The organism is Streptomyces zinciresistens K42, from assembly GCF_000225525.1.
GTDB lineage: Bacteria > Actinomycetota > Actinomycetes > Streptomycetales > Streptomycetaceae > Streptomyces > Streptomyces zinciresistens.
On the sequence record NZ_AGBF01000025.1, the window covers coordinates 18,217 to 37,619 of the forward strand.

Consider the following 19,403-nt stretch of genomic DNA (forward strand, 5'->3'; position numbering starts at 1 on the left):
TCCTATGACACGACTGTGCCCGGCACCGCGGTGGGTGCCGGGCACAGTGCTGGTCGGCGCCTACGCGCGGCCGGCCGTCTTCTGCGTCTTCCGGGTGATCGAGTCGATGACCACGGTGGTGAGCAGGACGCCCGCGGTGATCATGTACTTCACCGGCTCGGCGATGGACTCCAGCTGGAGGCCGTACTGGATCGAGACGATGACCAGCACACCGAGGAGCGCGTTCCAGGTGCGTCCGCGGCCGCCGAAGAGCGAGGTGCCGCCGATGACGGCCGCCGCGATGGCGTTCATCAGCAGGTCGCCGGTGCCGGCGCTCTGGTTGGCGGAGGCGATCTTCGAGGCCAGGAACAGACCGCCGACGGCGGCGAAGCCGCCGGAGATCGCGAACACGGAGATCCGGACCGCGGTGACGTTGATGCCCGCGCGGCGCGACGCCTCGACGCTGCCGCCGAGCGCGAAGATCTTGCGGCCGTAGGAGGTGCGGCGCAGCAGGAAGTCCGTGCCGAACAGGAACACCAGGAAGATCACGGTGGCCAGCGGCAGGCCCTTGTACTGGTTGTACATGATCGCCGCGGCGAAGGAGACCACGCCGAGCAGCGCGGTCCGCAGGAGGGTGTCGCTCAGCGGGCGGAAGGGGATGCCCGCGGCCTCGCGGCGGCGGTTGCCCAGGAACGAGGTGACGAAGAAGAGCACCGTCACCAGGCCGGCCAGGCCGTAGGCGGCCGCCACGTCGGTGAAGAAGTACGTGGTGAGCTTGCCGATCAGGCCGTCGCTGTCGAGGTTGATCGTGCCGTTCTCGCCCAGCGTCTGGAGCATGAAGCCGAGCCAGAAGAGCAGGCCGGCCAGGGTGACGGCGAAGGCGGGAGCGCCGAGGACGGCGAAGAAGAAGCCGTGGAGCGCGCCGATGACGACACCGGCGGCGATGGCGAAGAGCACGGCCGCCCACTCGGGCCAGCCCTGGTTCACCGCGAGGACGGCGGCGATGGCGCTGGACGCGCCGCTGACGGAGCCGACCGACAGGTCGATCTCGCCGAGCAGCAGCACGAAGACGATGCCGACCGAGATCATGCCGGTGCCGACCATCGTGACGGTGATGTCGTTGATGTTCTGCGCGGACAGGAACGCGGGGTTGAGGCTCTGGAAGATGATGCAGATGGCGACGAGGCCGAGGATGACCGGCAGCGAGCCGAGCTCACCGGCCTTGATCTTGCGCCGGAACTCGGTGACGTATCCGGCCAGGCCCTGCTCCTGCACCAGCAGGCGCGGGTCGACCGCGGTGACCGCGGCCGCGGCGGCCTCGGTGTTGAGGACCTCGTGCTCGTCCTGCGGTGTCGCGGAGGTCTTGTCGATGCTCACTGGGAAACCTCCCCGGTCGTGCGCGCCGCACGGCGGGTCACGGCGTTGTCGGTGGCGCCGGTGATGGCGGAGATGATTTCCTCCTGCGAGGTCGTCCTGACCTCGAAGACGCCGTTGTTGCGGCCGAGGCGCAGCACCGCGACCTTGTCCGCGACGGCCTTGACGTCGGCCATGTTGTGGCTGATGAGGATGACGGCGTGGCCGCGCTCGCGCAGCCGCTCGACCAGGTCGAGGACCTGGGCGGTCTGCTCGACGCCGAGGGCGGCGGTGGGCTCGTCGAGGATGACCAGCTTGGGCGCGCCGAGCATGGAGCGGGCGATGGCCACGGTCTGGCGCTGACCGCCGGAGAGCGAGGCGATCGGGATGCGCACGCTGGGGATGCGGATCGACAGCGTCTGGAGCAGCTCCCGGGAGCGGCGCTCCATCTCGACCTCGTCGAGGATGCCGCGCTTCTTCAGCTCGCGGCCCAGGAAGAGGTTGCCGACGACGTCGATGTTGTCGCACAGCGCGAGGTCCTGGTACACCGTCGCGATGCCCAGGCTCTGGGCGTCGTGCGGCCGGTTGATCGACACCGCCTTGCCTTCCCATTCGATGACGCCCTCATCGATGGGGTGCACGCCGGCGATCGTCTTGACCAGCGTGGACTTGCCGGCGCCGTTGTCGCCCACCAGGGCGACCACTTCACCGGCGTGGACCTCAAGCTCTACGTCGGTGAGCGCCTGAACGGCACCGAACCGCTTGGAGACCCCGCGCAACGCCAGCACGGGCGTAGCGGACACGTGAACCATCTCCTTCGCCGCCTGACCCGGCGGAAGGGTTGTACAGGGAGAGTTGGGGGGTTCCGTCCGGCGCCCCGCGCCGAGCTTGCGGGGCTGAATGATGCGCGGAGCGCCGGAGGAGTCTGGTGCGGGCAGGTCCGCCTCGCGGGAATCCGGGGGGATTCCCGCGTCGTGGCGGGGGCCTGTGCCGCGGCCGTTACTGCTTGACGCCGGCCTTCTCGCAGGCGGACTTGTACTTGCCGCCGCAGATCTCGTCGTACGTGTAGACGCCGTCCTTGAGGACCGTGTCGTTGACGTTGTCCTTGGTCAGCGAGGTGACCGGCACGAGGACCGACGGGATGGCCTTGGCGCTGCCGCTGTCGACCTTGTCCTTGGCGATCGAGTCGAGCGTCTTGCCCTGGGCGAGCGCGACGGCCATCTCGGCGGCGGCCGCGGCCTCGGGGGCGTACGGCTTGTAGACGCTCATGAACTGCTCACCGGCGACGATGCGCTGCACGGCGGCGAGTTCGGCGTCCTGGCCGGTGACCGGGACGTTGATGCCGGCGGCCTTCAGGGCGGTGATGATGCCGCCCGCCATGCCGTCGTTGGCGGAGTAGACGCCGACGATCTTGTTCTTGCCGAGGGCCGAGATCGCCGCCTCCATGTTGGCGTTGGCGTTCTCCGGCTTCCACTCCTTGGTGTCGTACTCCTTGCCGACCTTGACCTTGCCGTCGATGACGGAGTGCGCGCCCTTCTTGAACATGGCGGCGTTGGGGTCGGTGACAGAGCCGTTCATCATGACGATCTGGCCGCTCTTGGCCTTGCCGCCGAGGGCCGCCAGCAGGGCCTCGCCCTGGGTCTTGCCGACCGAGACGTTGTCGAAGGACGTGTAGGCGCTGATCGGGCCCTCCGCCAGGCGGTCGTACGCGACGACCTTGATGCCGGCGTCCACGGCCTTCTGGACGGAGTTCTTGACGGCCTTGGCGTCGACGGCGTCCAGGATGAGGACGTCCACCTTGTTGGTGATCATGGTGTCGACCTGCTGCGCCTGCAGGTTGGCGTCCTGCTTGGCGTTGTTGTAGTCGATCGTCGCCTTGTTGTTCGTCAGCTCCTTGATCTTCGCCTCGATCAGCGGCCGGTCGAACTTCTCGTAGCGCGCGGTCTGGTTCTCCGGCAGCAGGAGACCGATCCTGATGTTGTCGCCCTTGGCGGCGGAAGAAGAGGAGGAGCCGCTACCGCCGTCGGCCTTGTCGGCACTGCCGCAGGCGGCCAGCGAGACGGCCATGGCACCGGTGGCGACTGCAACGGCGGCGCGACGCATACGCGTGTTCACTTCAGAAACCTCCCTGACGAGGCCGCGACGTTGCGGCCGAGGTGGCTGGAAGTCAACTCGGCCGCACGTGCGAGGTCAAGAAGTAAATCCTTAACGGGTTGGCAACGATGCCATCCGTTCTCTAAGTGAAGGCGGGCGTGGCCGCGTGCAGCGTGCCGTCCAGAAGGGTCGAATCGCCCATCTCGCTGAGGGCGAGGGCCAGAGCGCCCAGCACCTCGGCCCGCCCGCCAAGTGCCCCGGGGAGTACGGTCAGTTGGCGTGCCGCACTCGGAATGGCGTAGCGGCCGACGGACTCCCGGATCGGTCCGAGGACCAGCTCACCGGCCTCGGCGAGATCACCGCCGAGCACCACCCGGCTCGGATTCAGGAGGTTGCAGAGGTTCGCGACGCCGCTGCCGATGTGCCGGCCGACGTCGGCGATCACCCGGCGGCAGCCCGGATCGCCGTCCCTGGCCAGCCGTACGACGCCCTCCATGCTCAGATCGGTGCCGTGGCTGGACTGGAGCAGCGGCAGCACGTAGCGCGCCGCCGCGAAGGTCTCCAGGCAGCCGCGGTTCCCGCAGCGGCAGACCGGGCCGGACTCGTCGAGGGTGATGTGCCCTATCTCACCCGCCGTGCCGCCGGGGCCCCGGTAGATCTTGCCCTCGATGACCAGGCCCGCGCCGACACCGCTGGCGACCTTGATGTACGCCAGGTCCCGCACGCCCCGCCCGCTGCCCCAGACCAGCTCGCCCAGGGCGCCGAGGTTGGCGTCGTTGTCCACGTGCACGGGCACGCCCAGCCGGCCGCGCAGCTCCTCGGCGGGCTTGGTGCCGGTCCAGCCGGGCAGGATGGCGGTCGAGCCCAGGGTCCCGGACTCCACGTCGATCGGGCCGGGCACGCCGAGGCCGACCCCGGCGATCTTCGCGCGGTCCACACCGGTCGCCGCGATCAGGCGGTTGACCAGTTCCTCGGCCCGGTCGAAGCCCTGCGCCGAGGAGGCGTCCACGTCCAGCGGCTCGGACTCCTCGGCCAGCACCTGGTGGGCGAGGTTGCCGACCGCCACCCGCAGATGGGTGTGGCCGAAGTCGACTCCTATGACGATGCCGGCGTCGCCGCTCAGCGACACGCTGCGTGCCCGGCGCCCGCCCGCGGACGTGGGCGTGACCTCGACCGTTCCGCCGTCCTTCAGCTCCCGGACGATGTTGGAGACCGTCGCGGCGGACAGCCCCGTGGTCCTCGCGATCTCCGCCTGTGTGAGCGATCCGGCCAGCCTGACGGCCCGGACCACCCGTTCGAGGTTGGCTCGGTGCAGCGACGACTGCGACCCCGGAGTCTCCACGACGACCTCCTGCGCGCGGGACCGCTTCTATGAGGCCCCGTTCGTGTCCAACTAGTGAACTCTAAGCTGAGCCGTTCGGGTTGCCTCCCGTCAAGAGGTTGAACCGGATCGGGGGGTGTGTGCACGCACATGTGAGCCGCCCCGGTGTGGGGCGGCTCACATGTCGACGCGGAGTGACGCGCCCCTCACCCAGGGGCCGCCGCAGAGCGCTTGCGGGGCCCGGGGCCCTGCCGGGGCGGCGCCGGGAGGTGAAGGCGGGCGCGGCGCGCCGCCGCGCCCGTCCCGCCTACTTCAGCGCCCCCGCGGTCAGTCCCTGCACCACCTGTCGCTGGAAGACGATGTACGCGGCGAGCACCGGGAGCATCGCCATCACCAGTCCGGCGAACAGACCCGACCAGTCGCCCTTGTAGCCCTGGCTGACCGCGAGCTGCACCAGGCCCTGGGTGAGGACCCGCTTGTCGGGGTCGGTGTTCAGGACCGTCGGCAGCATGTACTGGTTCCACTGGCCGAGGAAATTGAAGATGCCGACGCTGATCAGTCCCGGCTTCGCCATCGGCAGCATGATCTGGAAGAACGTCCGCGCGTGCGAGGCGCCGTCGACGAAGGCGGCCTCGGCGACGGAACTCGGCAGGGTGCGGAAGAACGCCGTCAGGAAGAACACCGTGAACGGCAGCGAATAGGCGATGTAGACCAGGATCAGACCGTGAACGGTGTTCAGCAGGCCCATGTTGTTCACGACGTAGAACAGCGGGACCAGCGCGAGCATGATCGGGAAACTCATGCCGCCGATGAACAGGAAATAGATGAACCGGTTGCCGGGGAAGTCGAATCGGGCCAGCACATAGGCCGCCATCGACCCGAGCACCAGGGTGCCGATCAGCGACCCGCCCACCACCAGCACGGTGTTGAGGAAGTAGTCGCTCATGTTGGCCTGGGTCCAGGCCCGCGACCAGTTCGAGAAGCGCAGGGTGTCCGGGAGCGACCAGGGCGAGCCGAAGATGGAGGCGTCGTCCTTGAAGGACGTCATCACCGCCCACAGCAGCGGCAGGACGACCATGATCGCCCAGATGACGAGCACGCCGTGGGAGAAGACGTTGAGTGTGGTGCCCTCCTTCTTCTTCCCGCGGGCCGGCTCCCCGGCCGGCCCGCGGGACCTGGTCGGGGGCGCTCCGGACCCGGCCGGAACGGGAGCGGTGGTCTCGGTCGTCTTCATCTGTTCAGAACTCCAGCCGCTCGCGCCGTCCCACCCGCATCACCAGCGCGGCGAAGGCCAGCGTGACGATGAGCAGGGCGACGCCGATCGTGGTGGCGTAGGCGGCCTGCCCGTCCCGGAACGCTTTCTGGTACACGTACAGGACCATGACCGTGGTCGAGTAGTCGGGGCCGCCCGGTCCCGTCGTCATGATCTGCACGACCGCGAACGACTCGGCGCCGAGGGCGAGGATGCCCATGTAGACCCAGCCGGACTGCACGGTGTCCCACAGCAGCGGCAGGGTGATCCGGAAGAACGTGGTGGCCCGGTCGGCGCCGTCGAGCAGCGCCGCCTCGTACAGGTCGGCCGGGATGGAGGCCATGCCGGCCGAGAACAGGACCACGAAGAAGCCGACCGTGGACCAGACGAGGACGGCCATCACGGCCCACAGGGCGAGGTTCGGGTCGCCCAGCCACAGCGGCTGGACGCTGTCGAGCCCGATCCCGCGCAGGACCGAGTTCACCGCGCCGCTGTCCGGGTTGTACGCGAAGGCGAACAGCAGCGCGACGATCGCGATGGACAGCACCTGCGGGAAGAAGTAGACGATCTTGTAGAAGGAGGAGCCGCGGACACCGGTGATCACCGGACCGCCCTTCCTCCTGCGCCCGCCCACATTGATCATGAAGGCGAGGAACAGCGCGAAACCGAGCGTCACCAGCGGCAGCAGCAGCGCGAACAGCAGGCTGTGCTGCAACGACTTCCAGAAGATGTCGTCGTCGAGCATCCTCGAGTAGTTGTCGAAACCGACCATCTTGAAGTCGGGGCTGAGGCCGGTCCAGTCCGTGAACGAGTAGTAGATGGACTGGATGAACGGCCAGACGACGAAGAGCGCGTACAGCCCCAGGGGCACCGCGAGGAACCCCGCGATGAACCGGTACTTGCCGTGCTGCATTGCTATCGACCCCGATCTGCGCGCGGATGCAGCCGCTGGTGACGGACCCTCATCAGGACTACTGGTGCTTGTAGCGCTTGATCGACGGGTCCTTGGCCGTCTCGTCGGCGAAGCCCTGGATCTTCTTGACGGCCTCGGCCGGGGTGAGGCGCCCGGCCATCATCTCGCCGAGACCGGAGACACCGATCTTCTCCTTCTGGAGCTGGGCGTACCAGTCCTGGAGCCGGGGGTTCACCACGTTCTCGCCGGCCTTGTCGAGCGCCGCGACGCCGGACTTCAGGCCCGGGGTCAGGGTGATGCCCTCGGTGCCGCCGTTGTACGCCGTCAGGGACTTGACCTTGCTGGTGAAGTTCTTGGAACTCGCCTCGCTCAGCATGATGCGCAGCTGCTCCATGCCGCCCTCGGTGTTCTTCGCCTTGGACGGGACGATGAAGGGCTCGCCGCCGGAGGCCCAGATCGTGCCGAACGGCATCTTGTCGGAGGAGTCGATGCCGGTGGGCGCGGCGACGGCGAGGTCGAAGTCCTGGGGGATGACGTTGGCGGACTCGTTCTCCACCCAGGAGCCGTTCGGGAGGAACAGCGCCTTGCCCTTGGCCCACGCGGTCTGCGACTGGATGTGGTCCAGGCCGGGGGTCCCCTTGAGGACGTAGCCCTTCTTGTAGAGCTCGTAGTAGGCCTCGAAGCATGCCTTCACCGCCGGGTGCTTCCAGGCGTTGGGCTCCAGGTTGTCGATGGCGTCCAGGACCTCGACGCCGCCGACCTTGCCGATCATCGGGTACAGCGAGAAGGGCAGGTAGTACGGGTACTTGCCGGCGTACGTCCAGCCGGCCATGCCCTTCTTCTTCGCCTTCGCGCAGACCGCGAGCATCTGGTCCCAGGTCTGCGGGTACTGCTCGTCGAGCGAGTCCAGGGCCTTCTGCGAGTACCAGACGCCGTACACGGTGTAGGCGTAGTAGAGGATCCAGACCTGCTCGCCGTCGAACTGGCCCATCTCGACGATGCCGGGGCGCAGGGTGTCGCGCACCTTCTTGGCGGGGTCGTCGACGGAGGGGGCGTCCAGCAGGGGCGTGAGGTCGGCGAGCTGGTTCTTGCCGACCAGGACGCCCATGTCCATCTGCTCGGCGCCGGAGTTGTCGATGAGGTCCGGCGGGGTGCCCTGGTTGAACCGGGGCTGGAGCGTGGACTGGATCTTCTGGGTCGCGGAGAACTTCACCTTCGCCCTGGGGAGGTTCTTCTCGTAGACCTTCACGGCGTCCTCGGCGTATTCCTTGCCGAATCCGCCGTCGAAGAGGACGAACTCCATCTGGGCGGTGTCGTTCACGCCCAGCGGGTTCTTCGACGTCTTCTTGCCCGCTTTCGCCTTGTCGCCGTTGCCGCTGCCACCGCCGCTGGCGCAGGCGGACAGAAAGCTCATGGCCGGTACGGAGATCAGGCCCAGCGCGGCGGACCGCTTGATCAGATCGCGGCGTCCGACACCCGCGGAGCCGTTGTTCTCAGGGTTGCGCGCAGAAGTGGATCCCATGCTCAAGTCCTCGCCTTCTCCAGGACTCAGGCGGTGAACCGGATCCTCCCCGGCACCGCGATCGGGTCAAGCTGGGGTCGTGCAGGCAGTGCGGAATCATGTGAAGTGCCGACAGGTATAGTCCACTTCCCGCCAGCGGAGCAAGATCGAATGCAAGGTTGGACAGTGGTCTTTTCCGAGTTGAGACCTCGCGGAAATATGCGTCGGCTGTGTGCGCCTTGCCGGAAAAATCCACGACATAAGGCGCGAACGCCACGCCCAACACCCTTGACAATGCTTGGTACTTGAGCCACAACTGATCCTTGCGCGGCTGATTTGACAACGTTGTCCCGTGCGCAGGGAGGGTACCGGCTTATGCAGCAGAGAGCTCGGCACAGATGGAGTACGGCGGTCGTGTCGGCGACCGCCTTCGCTTTGGCCGTGGGCTCGCAGGGGGCGGCGCTGGCCCTGCCCCCGCAGTCCGCGACGGCCGACCGGGAGTTCTCCTCCTCGTTCGAGGCGGACGACCCGGCACCCGACTGGCTCAACACCGTCGACACCGCGGCCGACGGCTCGAAGCGCGCCTCCGGCGTGGACGGCGGCTACAGCAGCGGCATCCCGGGCAACGTGACCGACCACGTCACGGACGTCCGCGCAAACGGGGAGAACAGCGGCGCCGGGGAGGTGAAGGAGAACCTGGCGGACGGCGAGCCCGGCAGCAAGTGGCTGGTCTTCGAGCAGACAGGCTGGGTGGAGTTCGACCTCGACAAGCCGGCCGGCATCAAGAAATACGCGCTCACCTCCGCCAACGACTTCGCCGAGCGCGATCCGCGGGACTGGACGCTGAAGGGCTCCACGGACGGCAAGGACTGGAAGACGGTCGACACCCGCGCGGGCGAGACCTTCGCCGAGCGGTTCCAGACGAAGACCTACGACCTGGCGGAGCCGGGCGAGTTCCAGCACTTCCGGCTGGAGATCACCCGGAACAACGGCGCCTCCGGCATCCTGCAACTCGCCGACGTGCAGTTCTCCACGGGCAGCGGCGACGTCCCGGTGCCGCAGGACATGCTCTCGCTCGTCGACCGCGGCCCCAGCGGCTCCCCCACCGCCAAGGCGGGCGCCGGCTTCACCGGCAAGCGCGCCCTGCGCTACGCCGGCCGGCACACCGCGGACGGGCGGGCGTACTCGTACAACAAGATCTACGACGTGAACGTGGCCGTCGGCCGCGACACCCAGCTCTCCTACCGCGTCTTCCCGTCGATGGCGGACGGCGACCGCGACTACGACGCCACGAACGTCTCCGTCGACCTCGCCTTCACCGACGGCACCTTCCTGAGCGGCCTCGGCGCCGTCGACCAGAAGGGCTTCGAGGTCTCGCCGCGCGGGCAGGGCGCCGCCAAGGTGCTGTACGTCAACCAGTGGAACAACGTCGTCTCCCGGATCGGGTCGGTCGCGCGCGGCAAGACCGTCGACCGCATCCTCGTGGCGTACGACTCCCCCAAGGGCCCGGCGAAGTTCCGGGGCTGGCTGGACGACGTCGCGCTGAAGACGGTGGCCCCCGAGAAGCCGAAGGCCCATCTGTCGGACTACGCGCTGACCACGCGCGGGACGCTGTCGAGCGGCGGCTACTCGCGCGGCAACAACTTCCCCGCGACGGCCGTGCCCAACGGCTTCAACTTCTGGACCCCGGTGACCAACGCCGGCTCGCTGAGCTGGCTCTACGACTACGCGCGCGCCAACAACGACGACAACCTGCCCACGATCCAGGCGTTCAGCGCGAGCCATGAGCCGAGCCCGTGGATGGGCGACCGGCAGACGTTCCAGCTGATGCCGTCGGCCGCGGCCGGCACGCCCGACACCGGGCGCGAGGCACGCGAGCTGGCCTTCAAGCACGAGAACGAGACCGCCCGGCCGTACTACTACGGGGTGCGGTTCGAGAACGGGCTCAAGGCGGAGATGACGCCGACCGACCACGCGGCGGTGCTGCGCTTCACCTACCCCGGCGATGACGCGAGCGTCGTCTTCGACAACGTCACCGACCAGGCGGGGCTCACGCTCGACAAGGACAAGGGCGTGGTCACCGGCTACTCGGACGTGAAGTCCGGGCTGTCGACCGGCGCGACCCGGCTGTTCGTGTACGGCGAGTTCGACAAGGCCGTGACCGAGGGCTCGTCCAGCGGGGTGAAGGGCTACCTGCGCTTCGCCGCGGGGGAGGACCGGACGGTCACCCTGCGGCTGGCCACCTCGCTCATCAGCGTCGACCAGGCGAAGGACAACCTGCGCCAGGAGGTGGACGGCGCCTCCTTCGAGACGGTGAAGAAGCGGGCCCGGGAGCAGTGGGACCGGCTGCTCGGCAAGGTCCGGGTGGAGGGCGCCACACCCGACCAGAAGACGACGCTGTACTCCAGCCTGTACCGGCTGTACCTGTACCCGAACTCCGGCTTCGAGAAGGTCGGTTCGAAGTACCAGTACGCCTCGCCGTTCTCGCCGATGCCGGGCCCCGACACCCCGACGCGGACCGGCGCGAAGATCGTGGACGGCAAGGTCTACGTCAACAACGGCTTCTGGGACACCTATCGGACGACCTGGCCCGCGTACTCGCTGCTGACCCCGGGCCGGGCGGGTGAACTGGTCGACGGCTTCGTGCAGCAGTACAAGGACGGCGGCTGGACCTCGCGCTGGTCCTCCCCCGGCTACGCGGACCTGATGACCGGCACGTCCTCCGACGTCGCCTTCGCCGACGCCTATGTCAAGGGGGTCGGCTTCGACGCCGAGGCGGCCTACGACGCGGCCGTGAAGAACGCGACGGTCGTGCCGCCCTCCTCCGGCGTGGGCCGCAAGGGCATGGCCACCTCGCCCTTCCTCGGCTACACGAGCACCGAGACCGACCAGGGCCTGTCGTGGGCGCTGGAGGGCTACCTCAACGACTACGGCATCGCGCGCATGGGCCAGGGCCTGTACAAGAAGACCGGCAAGAAACGGTACAAGGAGGAGTCGGAGTACTTCCTCAACCGCGCCCAGGACTACGTGAACCTCTTCGACCCGAAGGCCGGCTTCTTCCAGGGCCGCAACCTCAAGGGCGACTGGCGCGTGGACTCCGCCAAGTACGACCCGCGCGTGTGGGGTTACGACTACACGGAGACCAACGGCTGGGGGTACGCCTTCACGGCCCCCCAGGACAGCCGGGGACTGGCCAGCCTGTACGGCGGGCGCGGCGGCCTCGCGGACAAGCTGGACGAGTACCTCACCACCCCGGAGACGGCGTCACCCGACGTCGTCGGCTCCTACGGCGGTGTCATCCACGAGATGACCGAGGCGCGGGACGTGCGGATGGGCATGTACGGCCACTCCAACCAGGTGGCCCACCACGCCCTGTACATGTACAACGCGGCCGGACAGCCGTACAAGACGCAGAAGAACGTCCGCGAGGTCCTCTCCCGGCTGTACACCGGCAGCGAGATCGGTCAGGGCTACCACGGCGACGAGGACAACGGCGAGCAGTCGGCCTGGTACCTCTTCTCCGCGCTGGGCTTCTACCCGCTGGTGATGGGCAGCGGCGAGTACGCCATCGGCTCGCCCCTGTTCACCAAGGCGACGATCCGGCTGGAGAACGGCAAGAAGCTGGTCGTGAAGGCGCCGAGGAACAGCTCGCGCAACGTGTACGTGCAGGGGCTGAAGGTCAACGGCGTTCCGTGGAAGTCGACTTCACTGCCGCACTCGCTGATCTCGAAGGGCGCGGTCCTGGAGTTCGACATGGGCCCGCGGCCCTCGGCGTGGGGCACCGGCAGGAACGCGGGGCCGGTGTCGATCGCCAGGGACGACAAGGTGCCGACGCCCCGGGCGGACCTGCTGAAGGGCGAGGGCCCGCTGTTCGACAACACCTCGGGCACCCAGGCCGCCGTCACCTCGGTGGACCTTCCGGTGACCGGGAGCGCCAGGGCAGTGCAGTACACGCTGACGTCCTCGGCCGACCGGACGAAGGCGCCGTCGGGCTGGAAGCTCCAGGGCTCGGCGGACGGCACCGCGTGGCAGACGCTGGACGAACGCTCCGGCGAGTCCTTCGCCTGGAACCGCCAGACACGGGCGTTCTCGGTGAGGTCACCGGGCGCGTACGCCGAGTACCGTCTGGTCCTCGACGGTGAGGCGGAGGTCTCGGAGGTCGAACTGCTGGGCTGACCGGTCCGGAAGAACGGTTCGGGGGCCGCGTCGGATGCGACGCGGCCCCCTTTCCGCCGTGCCGGGGTCTCAGCCCACGGCGAGCGCGAACACGTGCAGATCGGTCTCGTCGGGCAGCTTCACCCGGGCGATCGTGCGCCCCTGCGGTGCCGTGAACGGCCGGGTCGCGAAGACGTAGGTGTCGACCTGGTCCCGGTCGGCCCCCGCGACGTTGCGGTACGCCGCCCTGGCGAGGATCTCGTTGCCGTACTGGACGGTGCCCGAGCCGCCGCCGACGGTCCAGTCGGTGAAGGCGAGCGGGATCTCCTCGGTGCCGCCGTCGGTGTAGGTGACGGTCGCGCTGGACTGCCGGTTGCCGTTGACGGCGCTGCCGATGAACGACAACTTCGCCGCGGGACTGGTGAGTTCGATGCTCTGGCCGGACGCCGCGGCGTTGTCCGGGCGGCCGCTCGGCGAACCGGGCCAGGTGTAGGCCAGGCCCTCCGCGGTGGTCCGCCCGCCCGGGGTGAGACCGGCGGCGGCGAGGGCCTGGCGGGAGTAGCTCCAGCCGCCGCCGTCGTAGTCGGCCTCGTCGTGGTCCCCGGCGTCGTCGGAGACGCCGGTGTTGTCGTAGGCGGCGAGCAGGGTGCCCGGGGCGGCCACCGTCAGGGAGACCGGCTGGACGTAGGAGGTGCCCGCCGAGGTCACCGTGACCCGCACGTCGCGGAAGCCCTGCCCGGCGTCCTCGGCCGCCTTCAGGGTGATCTTCTGTGCTCCGTCGCGCACCGTGCCCTCGGCGGGCGTCGCCGTGACGCCGTCGGGGGTGTCGACCCGGAAGCGCACCTCGGGTCCCTGGCCGCCGCTCATCGACAGGGCGCGGACGCCGACCTCGGCGCTGCCGCCGGGCGCGAGGGTGGCCGTGGTCGGGCCCACGCCGATCTGGTAGGGCTGTTCGCCCGCGCGGAAGGAGGGCGGTGGCTCGGACGCGCCCCAGGAGCGGTCCGGTTCGGTGGACAGGGTGTAGTCCAGCACGCCGCCCTCGCGCACGAAGGAGGCGGGCAGCCAGGGCCGTTGGCTCGTGCGGCCGTCGACCTTCAGCGAGCGGACGTAGGGGGCGTCGGCGGCCGCGCCGCGGGCCCGCACGGAGATGTCGCCGCCGCCGGGGCGGTCGATCTCGATACGCGGGAACAGCGGCGAGGACAGCACGAGTTCGGCCCGGGACGGCACCTGGGGGTACATGCCGAGCGCGGAGAAGACGTACCAGGACGACATGGCGCCCAGGTCGTCGTTGCCCGGGATGCCGCCCGGCGCGGTTGTCCACAGCGCGCGCATGGCGGCACGCACGGTCTCCTGCGTCTTGTACGGGGCGCCCGCGTAGGCGTACAGATAGGGCACGTTGACCGACGGCTCGTTGTCCAGCTCGGACTTCTCGCCCCCGCTGCCGGTGAGGGCCCAACTGCCGTCGTCGTTGCGGAAGAAGGAGTCGAGCCGTTTCACGGCCGCCGCCCGGCCGCCCATGGCGGCGAACAGCCCTGCGGGGTTGTGCTGGACCATCCAGGTGTACTGGGCCGCGGTGCCCTCCACGAAGCCGTTGCCGGTGGCCGGGGTGAAGCCGGTGACCCAACTGCCGTCGGCCTTGCGGTTGGCGATGTAGCCGCCGGTCTCGGTGGCGGCCGCGTTGAAGTTGTTCTGCCACCACTGGGAGCGCTCGGCGAAGGTCTTCGCCGTCTCCTTCTGCCCTGCCTGCGCGGCGAGTTGGGAGAGGGCGAAGTCGGCCCCGGACATCTCCAGCGTCTCCGCCGCGCCGCCCCAGGCGTTGGACACCGAGGGCATGTAACGCAGCTTCAGGTACTTGTCCAGGGAGGGACGCTGCCCGACGGACATGATCGGCTTGCCGGCCGGTGACAGGTCCGCCTCGGTGGGCACCGTGGCCGCCTTGACGAGGGAGCCGAGCGCGCCGCGCAGATCGAAGCCGGTTCCGCCGAAGGCCCGGATGCCGGCGAGCGCGATCGGCGAGGGGTCGCCGTTCATGACGTGGGTGCCGCTCGCGCCGTGGAGCCAGCGGTCCCACACGCCGCCGTTCTGCCGGGAGAGCACGTACAGCGACTGCGCGATGTCCGAGCCGACGCGGGGGTTGAGCAGGGTGAGCAGCTGCACCTGGCTGCGGTAGACGTCCCAGCCGGAGAAGGTGCCGTACATGGCGCGCTGGCCGCGGCCCACGATGCGCACCTTGCCGTCGGAGCCGCGGTAGCGGCGGTCGGCGTCGCTGATGACGTTGGGGTGCAGCAGCGCGTGGTAGAGCGCGGTGTAGAAGGTGGTGCGCTCGGCGTCGGTGCCGCCGCCGACCCGGATCGCGGACAGCCGCTCGCGCCAGGCGTCCCGGGCCGCGTCCCGCACCTGCTCGAAGCTGCGCCGCGGGGGGTTCTCCGCGGCGAGGTTCGCCTCGGCTCCGGCCGCGCTGACGTAGGAGATGCCGACCTTGACGCCCACAGGTCCGGTGCCCTGCTCGAACTCGACGTAGCCGCCGGCGCCCTTGCCCGCCACGGGCCGCCCGCCCGCGGCGAAGCCGCCGGTGCCGCCGCTCGCGGAGGTGGACCCCGCGTCGAGCCGGTCGTCCTGCCAGGTGCCGGTGGCCTTGAAGGCGCGGTCGAAGCGGGCGGTGAAGTACAGGGTGTAGTAGGCGCGGCGGCCCTCGGGGTCGAGGTAGCCGCAGAAGTTCCCGGCGGTCACCGACCCGGAGACGGTGCGTGTCGCCGGGTCGATGCGCACGGTCGAATCGGTCGACCCGACCTGGGAGTTGGCCGTCCGCACGAGCAGCGAGGCGGGCTTGTCGGAAGGGTAGGTGAAGCGCGCGGAGCCGGTGCGGGCCGTCGCGGTGAGGTCGGCCGTGACACCGGACTTGAGGCCCACCCGGTAGCGGCCGGCCTCGGCGCGCTCGTCGGCGTGGCTGAAGTCGGAGGCGTAGACGGCGTCCTTGGTGTCGCTCGCGGGCGAGGAGGTGACCTGGCCGGCGTACGGGAAGAGGGGGATGTCACCGGCGCCGCCCGCGCAGCCGGTGCCCGACATGTGGGTGAGGCTGAAGCCGCGGATGCGGGTGGCGTCGTACTGGTAACCGCCGGGCGCGGCGGTCCGGGTGGCGTCGCCGCGGGTGTTCTCCGGGCTGAAGGAGAACATGCCGAACGGCGCGACGGCGCCGGGGAAGACGTTGCCGCCGTTGCTGGTGCCGATCAGCGGGTCGACGTAGGCGGTGGGGTCGTCGACGAGCGGGGGCGGGGCCGCGCCGGACGCGGCGAGGGCGGGGGTGGCGCCGGCGAGCGTGAGGACGGCTGCCAGCAGGACGGACGTACGGCGTGACGGACCTCGGCGGGACGGTCCGGAACGCACGCGGACGGACACTCTGGGGCGGAATCGCATGACGCGGCCCCTCCTTCTTCGGACGGGTCGCGCACCACAGGTCGCACAAGCCGCTCGGACAGTAGCGTGCGTCACGCGTACCACGGAAGACCGCGTCCGGCGTGCGGGGCGCTCTGGGCGCTCACCTGGCCGGGGGATCGCGTCAACTGGCTTGACATCGTTGTCCGTTGAGGCGGTACAGTGCTTGGCAGACCGTCAGACAACGTTGTCGCGCAGCGCGCGGTCCCCCACAAGCCAGGCAGTCCCCGGGACGGCACGATCCCCCCTCGGATCGTCCCGGCTCGCGGACCCGGTGGTCAGCGGCTCAGCGCCACCGGGTCCGCCCCGAGCGGTAGCGGCACGGCCGCGCGCCTCCTCCCCGGCGGCGACCGACTCCGTCCGGGCTGCGAGGCGCCGCGAGCGGGGCGGGGGCGCTCCCCGGGCAGGTTCCGGTCCACACGATGGGAGCGCTCCCACCCCCTCGGCGAGGAAGATAGCGTGCTCCGGGGCGGATGTGAACGGCGGGCGCGCCCAGGTGCGCGGTTCTTCGCCGCAGGATGCGCTCCGCCCCGGGAACAGCTCACGGGCGTTCATGGTCACCCGCGCGCCTTCCGCCCCGCCGGGCGCGAGCGCTCCGCCCTCTGCGCGAGGTGCAGAGGGCGGAGCGCTCGTTCACATCGGCTCAACTGCCGACAAGGTCGCGCAGCACGTACTGCATGATGCCGCCGTTGCGGTAGTAGTCGGCCTCACCGGGGGTGTCGATGCGGACGACCGCGTCGAACTCGACGCCCGTGTCGGTGGTCACCTTGACCGTGCGCGGGGTGGTGCCGTTGTTGAGCTCCTCGACGCCCGCGAAGGAGAAGGTCTCCTCGCCGGTCAGGCCGAGGGAGGAGGCCGTGGCGCCCTCCGGGAACTGCAGCGGCAGCACGCCCATGCCGATCAGGTTCGAGCGGTGGATGCGCTCGTAGGACTCGGCGATGACGGCCTTGACGCCGAGCAGCGCGGTGCCCTTGGCGGCCCAGTCGCGCGAGGAGCCGGAGCCGTACTCCTTGCCGGCCAGGACGACCAGCGGGATGCCCTGCTCGATGTAGTTGCGCGAGGCGTCGTAGATGAACGACACCGGGCCGTCGGCCTGGGTGAAGTCGCGGGTGTAGCCGCCCTCGGTGCCCGGCGCGATCTGGTTGCGCAGGCGGATGTTGGCGAACGTGCCGCGGATCATGACCTCGTGGTTGCCGCGGCGCGAGCCGTAGCTGTTGAAGTCGCGGCGCTCGACGCCGTGTTCCGTCAGGTACGTGCCGGCCGGGGTGTCGGCCTTGATGGCGCCGGCCGGGGAGATGTGGTCGGTGGTGACCGAGTCGCCCAGCTTGGCCAGCACCCGGGCGCCGGAGATGTCGGAGACCGGGGACGGCTCCATCTGCATGCCCTCGAAGTAGGGGGGCTTGCGGACGTACGTCGACTCCGGGTCCCACTCGAAGGTGTCGCCGGTCGGGATCGGCAGGGCCTGCCACTGGGCGTCGCCCGCGAAGACGTCCTGGTAGGACTTGGAGAACATGTCCTCGCCGATGGCGTTGGCGACGACGTCGTTGACCTCGGCCTCGCTCGGCCAGATGTCCTTCAGGTAAACCGGGTTGCCGTCCTGGTCGGTGCCCAGGGCCGCCTCGGTGATGTCCACCTTCATGGAGCCGGCCAGGGCGTAGGCGACGACCAGCGGCGGGGACGCCAGGTAGTTCATCTTGACGTCGGGGTTGATCCGGCCCTCGAAGTTCCGGTTGCCGGAGAGGACCGAGGTCACCGCGAGGTCGTGGTCGTTGACGGCCTGGGAGACCTCCTCCGGCAGCGGGCCGGAGTTGCCGATGCAGGTGGTGCAGCCGTAGCCGACGAGGTTGAAGCCGACCTTGTCGAGGTAGGGGGTCAGGCCCGCCTTGTCGAAGTAGTCGGTGACGACCTTCGAGCCGGGGGCGAGGGTGGTCTTGACCCACGGCTTGCGGGTCAGGCCCTTCTCGACCGCCTTCTTCGCCACGAGCGCGGCGGCGACCATGACGTACGGGTTGGAGGTGTTGGTGCACGAGGTGATGGCCGCGACGGTGACCGCGCCGTGGTCGATCTCGTACGTCGAGCCGTCGGGGGCGGTGACGGTGACCGGGTTGGACGGCACGCCGTTGGGCGAGACGGCCGGGGCGTCGGAGGCCGGGAAGGACTCCTTGCCCGACTCGTCCACGGTGTCGACGTAGTTGAGGACGTCGCGCTTGAACTGCTCGGCGGCGTCGGCGAGGACGATGCGGTCCTGCGGGCGCTTCGGTCCGGCGATGGAGGGGACGACCGTGGCGAGGTCGAGCTCCAGCTTCTCGGAGAAGTCGGGCTCGGCCTGCGGGTCCAGCCAGAGGCCCTGCTCCTTGGCGTACGCCTCGACGAGCGCGACCTGCTGCTCGGAACGGCCGGTGAGCTTCAGGTAGTTCAGGGTCTCGCCGTCGATCGGGAAGATGGCGGCGGTGGAGCCGAACTCCGGCGACATGTTGCCGATGGTGGCGCGGTTGGCGAGGCTCGTGGCGGCCACGCCCTCGCCGTAGAACTCGACGAACTTGCCGACGACACCGTGCTTGCGGAGCATCTCGGTGATGGTGAGCACGAGGTCGGTGGCGGTGGTGCCGGGCTGGAGCTCACCGGTCAGCTTGAAGCCGACGACGCGCGGGATGAGCATGGAGACCGGCTGGCCGAGCATGGCGGCCTCGGCCTCGATGCCGCCGACGCCCCAGCCGAGGACGCCGAGGCCGTTGACCATGGTGGTGTGCGAGTCGGTGCCGACCAGGGTGTCGGGGTACGCCTGGCCGTTGCGCACCATGACCGTGCGGGCCAGGTGCTCGATGTTCACCTGGTGGACGATGCCGGTGCCGGGCGGGACGACCTTGAAGTCGTCGAAGGCGGTCTGGCCCCAGCGCAGGAACTGGTAGCGCTCCTTGTTGCGGCCGTACTCCAGGTCGACGTTCTGCTTGAAGGCGTCGCTGGTGCCGAACTTGTCGGCGATGACGGAGTGGTCGATGACCATCTCGGCCGGGGAGAGCGGGTTGACCTTGGCCGGGTCGCCGCCGAGGGCCTTGACGGCCTCCCGCATGGTCGCGAGGTCGACGACACAGGGCACGCCGGTGAAGTCCTGCATGATCACGCGGGCCGGCGTGAACTGGATCTCCTGCGACGGCTGGGCCTGGGAGTCCCAGCCGCCGAGGGCGCGGATGTGGTCGGCGGTGATGTTCGCGCCGTCCTCGGTGCGGAGGAGGTTCTCCAGCAGCACCTTCAGGCTGTAGGGGAGGCGCGCGGAGCCCTCGACCTTGTCCAGCCGGAAGATCTCGTACGACTCGTCGCCCACCTGCAGCGTGCTGCGGGCGTCGAAGCTGTTCGCCGACACGACAGTCTCCTTCATTGATGTGCGCGTACCACCACGATCCTG

The 19,403-nt window shown here is 69.4% G+C and carries 10 protein-coding genes; 1 reads left to right on the forward strand and 9 read right to left on the reverse strand.

Going from position 1 to position 19,403, the window contains the following annotated elements:
• Window positions 1–60: 60 nt before the first annotated feature.
• The 7 genes from SZN_RS11100 to ngcE form a co-directional block, all read right to left on the reverse strand.
• Complete coding sequence (locus SZN_RS11100) at window positions 61–1,356, reverse strand: sugar ABC transporter permease (protein ID WP_007494315.1); 1,296 nt, start codon at window positions 1,354–1,356, stop codon at window positions 61–63.
• The gene (locus SZN_RS11105; protein WP_007494316.1) at window positions 1,353–2,144 is read right to left on the reverse strand and encodes an ATP-binding cassette domain-containing protein; all 792 of its coding nucleotides are present in this window, start codon (window positions 2,142–2,144) and stop codon (window positions 1,353–1,355) included. The genes SZN_RS11100 and SZN_RS11105 overlap by 4 nt, the downstream gene beginning before the upstream one ends.
• 187 nt (window positions 2,145–2,331) lie before the next feature.
• The gene (locus SZN_RS11110) at window positions 2,332–3,435 is read right to left on the reverse strand and encodes a sugar ABC transporter substrate-binding protein (RefSeq protein ID WP_007494318.1); all 1,104 of its coding nucleotides are present in this window, start codon (window positions 3,433–3,435) and stop codon (window positions 2,332–2,334) included.
• Between the two features lie 133 nt (window positions 3,436–3,568).
• Window positions 3,569–4,768, reverse strand: a complete 1,200-nt coding sequence (locus tag SZN_RS11115) for an ROK family transcriptional regulator (protein ID WP_007494319.1) — start codon at window positions 4,766–4,768, stop codon at window positions 3,569–3,571.
• A gap of 286 nt (window positions 4,769–5,054) precedes the next feature.
• Window positions 5,055–5,981, reverse strand: coding sequence for a carbohydrate ABC transporter permease (locus tag SZN_RS11120; RefSeq protein ID WP_007494321.1), 927 nt, complete (start codon window positions 5,979–5,981; stop codon window positions 5,055–5,057).
• A gap of 4 nt (window positions 5,982–5,985) precedes the next feature.
• Window positions 5,986–6,912 (reverse strand): carbohydrate ABC transporter permease, encoded by a 927-nt coding sequence (locus SZN_RS11125; RefSeq protein ID WP_007494323.1) that lies wholly within the window; start codon window positions 6,910–6,912, stop codon window positions 5,986–5,988.
• Between the two features lie 58 nt (window positions 6,913–6,970).
• Entirely contained in the window at window positions 6,971–8,434 is a 1,464-nt protein-coding gene (gene ngcE, locus SZN_RS11130) for an N-acetylglucosamine/diacetylchitobiose ABC transporter substrate-binding protein (protein WP_007494325.1), read from the reverse strand.
• A 354-nt stretch (window positions 8,435–8,788) separates the two neighbouring features.
• Between ngcE and SZN_RS11135 the strand changes: the two genes are divergently transcribed.
• Window positions 8,789–12,589, forward strand: a complete 3,801-nt coding sequence (locus SZN_RS11135; RefSeq protein WP_208865781.1) for a GH92 family glycosyl hydrolase — start codon at window positions 8,789–8,791, stop codon at window positions 12,587–12,589.
• A gap of 69 nt (window positions 12,590–12,658) precedes the next feature.
• Here the strand turns inward: SZN_RS11135 and SZN_RS11140 are convergent, their stop codons facing one another.
• Window positions 12,659–15,982: a GH92 family glycosyl hydrolase gene (locus SZN_RS11140; protein ID WP_007494329.1), complete on the reverse strand. Its 3,324-nt coding sequence runs from the start codon at window positions 15,980–15,982 to the stop codon at window positions 12,659–12,661.
• A 661-nt stretch (window positions 15,983–16,643) separates the two neighbouring features.
• Window positions 16,644–19,361 (reverse strand): aconitate hydratase AcnA, encoded by a 2,718-nt coding sequence (gene acnA / locus SZN_RS11145; protein WP_007494331.1) that lies wholly within the window; start codon window positions 19,359–19,361, stop codon window positions 16,644–16,646.
• Window positions 19,362–19,403: the final 42 nt, after the last annotated feature.

Bases quoted from the DNA above. Each gene is read 5' to 3' on its own strand.
- SZN_RS11140 (WP_007494329.1), bottom strand. From the start codon at position 15,982: ATGCGATTCCGCCCCAGAGTGTCCGTCCGCGTGCGTTCCGGACCGTCC.
- SZN_RS11120 (WP_007494321.1), bottom strand. From the start codon at position 5,981: ATGAAGACGACCGAGACCACCGCTCCCGTTCCGGCCGGGTCCGGAGCG.
- SZN_RS11125 (WP_007494323.1), bottom strand. From the start codon at position 6,912: ATGCAGCACGGCAAGTACCGGTTCATCGCGGGGTTCCTCGCGGTGCCC.
- SZN_RS11135 (WP_208865781.1), top strand. From the start codon at position 8,789: ATGCAGCAGAGAGCTCGGCACAGATGGAGTACGGCGGTCGTGTCGGCG.
- SZN_RS11105 (WP_007494316.1), bottom strand. From the start codon at position 2,144: ATGGTTCACGTGTCCGCTACGCCCGTGCTGGCGTTGCGCGGGGTCTCC.
- SZN_RS11110 (WP_007494318.1), bottom strand. From the start codon at position 3,435: ATGCGTCGCGCCGCCGTTGCAGTCGCCACCGGTGCCATGGCCGTCTCG.
- ngcE (WP_007494325.1), bottom strand. From the start codon at position 8,434: ATGGGATCCACTTCTGCGCGCAACCCTGAGAACAACGGCTCCGCGGGT.